The sequence below is a fragment of the Shewanella sp. GXUN23E genome, from assembly GCF_050865035.1.
Classification (GTDB): Bacteria; Pseudomonadota; Gammaproteobacteria; order Enterobacterales; family Shewanellaceae; genus Shewanella.
In genome coordinates this window covers 1-2,804 of record NZ_JBOZWP010000042.1, presented here as the reverse complement: position 1 = coordinate 2,804, position 2,804 = coordinate 1, and the positions used below count along the sequence as shown (strand labels likewise).

Here is a 2,804-nt window from a genome sequence, read left to right as displayed (position 1 = left end):
TCAGACGAAACTCGTTTGGGTTGTATGGTTAAGCGACTAAGCGTATACGGTGGATGCCTTGGCAGTCAGAGGCGATGAAGGACGTGTTAATCTGCGAAAAGCTGTGCTTAGCCGATAAAAGGCGCTTGAGGCACAGATGTCCGAATGGGGAAACCCGGCACCATAAGGTGTCATCATAACGTGAATACATAGCGTTATGAGGCGAACGAGGGGAACTGAAACATCTAAGTACCCTCAGGAAAAGAAATCAACCGAGATTCCCTCAGTAGCGGCGAGCGAACGGGGACCAGCCCTTAAGTCTTCAGGGTGTTAGTGGAATAAGTTGGAAAGCTTAACGGTACAGGGTGATAGTCCCGTACACGAAAACTAACTGAAGATGAAATCGAGTAAGGCGGCACACGTGATATGTTGTCTGAACATGGGGGGACCATCCTCCAAGGCTAAATACTCCTGACTGACCGATAGTGAACCAGTACCGTGAGGGAAAGGCGAAAAGAACCCCTGTGAGGGGAGTGAAATAGAACCTGAAACCGTATACGTACAAGCAGTGGGAGCGGTTCTTGAGACCGTGACTGCGTACCTTTTGTATAATGGGTCAGCGACTTACGTTTTGTAGCGAGGTTAAGCGAATAGCGGAGCCGTAGGGAAACCGAGTGTTAACTGCGCGTTTAGTTGCAAGGCGTAGACCCGAAACCCGGTGATCTAGCCATGGGCAGGTTGAAGATGCGGTAACACGCATTGGAGGACCGAACCGACTAATGTTGAAAAATTAGCGGATGACTTGTGGCTGGGGGTGAAAGGCCAATCAAACCGGGAGATATCTGGTTCTCCTCGAAAGCTATTTAGGTAGCGCCTCGGACGAACACCTTTGGGGGTAGAGCACTGTTAAGGCTAGGGGGTCATCCCGACTTACCAACCCTTTGCAAACTCCGAATACCAAAGAGTGCTATCCGGGAGACAGACGGCGGGTGCTAACGTCCGTCGTCAAAAGGGAAACAACCCAGACCGTCAGCTAAGGTCCCAAAGTAATTGCTAAGTGGGAAACGATGTGGGAAGGCTTAGACAGCTAGGATGTTGGCTTAGAAGCAGCCATCATTTAAAGAAAGCGTAATAGCTCACTAGTCGAGTCGGCCTGCGCGGAAGATGTAACGGGGCTAAGCAATTCACCGAAGCTACGGGTACAGACTTTGTCTGTGCGGTAGAGGAGCGTTCTGTAAGCCGTTGAAGGCGAAGGGGTAACCCACGCTGGAGGTATCAGAAGTGCGAATGCTGACATGAGTAACGATAAAGGGGGTGAAAAACCCCCTCGCCGAAAGACCAAGGGTTCCTGTCCAACGTTAATCGGGGCAGGGTGAGTCGACCCCTAAGGCGAGGCCGAAAGGCGTAGTCGATGGGAAACGGGTTAATATTCCCGTACTTCTGCTAACTGCGATGGAGAGACGGAGAAGGCTAGGCCAGCACGGCGTTGGTTGTCCGTGTTTAAGATGGTAGGTGGTGTGCTTAGGCAAATCCGGGCACACATACACTGAGAGTTGATGACGAGGTACTACGGTACTGAAGTGGTTGATGCCATGCTTCCAGGAAAATCTTCTAAGCTTCAGGTTAGCAGGAATCGTACCCCAAACCGACACAGGTGGTCGGGTAGAGAATACCAAGGCGCTTGAGAGAACTCGGCTGAAGGAACTAGGCAAAATGGTACCGTAACTTCGGGAGAAGGTACGCTGCTGCCGGTGACGGGACTTGCTCCCCGAGCTAGCGGCAGTCGCAGATACCAGGTGGCTGCAACTGTTTATCAAAAACACAGCACTGTGCAAACTCGCAAGAGGAAGTATACGGTGTGACGCCTGCCCGGTGCCGGAAGGTTAATTGATTGGGTTATCCGTAAGGAGAAGCTCATGATCGAAGCCCCGGTAAACGGCGGCCGTAACTATAACGGTCCTAAGGTAGCGAAATTCCTTGTCGGGTAAGTTCCGACCTGCACGAATGGCGTAATGATGGCCACGCTGTCTCCAGCCGAGACTCAGTGAAGTTGAAATTGCGGTGAAGATGCCGTATACCCGCGGCTAGACGGAAAGACCCCGTGAACCTTTACTATAGCTTGGCACTGAACATTGACCCTACATGTGTAGGATAGGTGGGAGACTTTGAAGTTGGGACGCCAGTCCTGATGGAGTCGTCCTTGAAATACCACCCTTGTAGTGTTGATGTTCTAACCTGGGCCCCTAATCGGGGTTAGGGACAGTGCCTGGTGGGTAGTTTGACTGGGGCGGTCTCCTCCCAAAGAGTAACGGAGGAGCACGAAGGTTGGCTAAGTACGGTCGGACATCGTACGGTTAGTGCAATGGCATAAGCCAGCTTAACTGCGAGACAGACACGTCGAGCAGGTGCGAAAGCAGGTCATAGTGATCCGGTGGTTCTGAATGGAAGGGCCATCGCTCAACGGATAAAAGGTACTCCGGGGATAACAGGCTGATACCGCCCAAGAGTTCATATCGACGGCGGTGTTTGGCACCTCGATGTCGGCTCATCACATCCTGGGGCTGAAGTCGGTCCCAAGGGTATGGCTGTTCGCCATTTAAAGTGGTACGCGAGCTGGGTTCAGAACGTCGTGAGACAGTTCGGTCCCTATCTGCCGTGGGCGTTGGATGATTGAGAGGGGCTGCTCCTAGTACGAGAGGACCGGAGTGGACGAACCGCTGGTGTTCGGGTTGTCATGCCAATGGCATTGCCCGGTAGCTACGTTCGGAATCGATAACCGCTGAAAGCATCTAAGCGGGAAGCGAGCCTCAAGATGAGTCATCCCT

General features: G+C 52.4%; 1 rRNA gene. It reads left to right on the top strand.

From position 1 onward, the window contains the following. Positions 1-26: 26 nt before the first annotated feature. A 23S ribosomal RNA gene (locus ACRRUX_RS20455) occupies positions 27-2,804 on the top strand; the annotation flags it as partial.